The organism is Maribellus luteus (assembly GCF_003576475.1).
Lineage (GTDB): Bacteria > Bacteroidota > Bacteroidia > Bacteroidales > Prolixibacteraceae > Draconibacterium > Draconibacterium luteum.
On the sequence record NZ_QWGR01000167.1, the window covers coordinates 249 to 586 of the forward strand.

1 pseudogene is annotated in these 338 nt (G+C 68.3%); it reads right to left on the minus strand.

The window, feature by feature from the left end:
- Positions 1 to 338 (minus strand): annotated as a pseudogene (locus D1614_RS28440) (2-oxoglutarate dehydrogenase E1 component); the annotation flags it as partial.

Sequence of the window (338 nt, forward strand, 5' to 3'; positions counted from 1 at the left end):
GCCGTCAGCGACAGGTGGACGCTGTTGCCGTCGAAGGTGCGGTCCGACGAGGCGCCCATGTGGTACTTGACGTCGCCCGAGCCCTCGATGTCGGACGGCAGGGACGAGCCGCCCTGGAACTCGTGGAAGATCACGTGATAGGGCTTGCCCATCACGGCGGCGAGCACGTTCAGGCGGCCGCGGTGCGGCATGCCCAGGACGATGTCCTTCACGCCCAGCGAGCCGCCGCGCTTGATGATCTGCTCCATGGCCGGGACCATGGCCTCGCCGCCGTCCAGGCCGAAGCGCTTGGTGCCGGGGAAGCGCTTGTGCAGGAACTTCTCGAAGCCCTCGGCCTC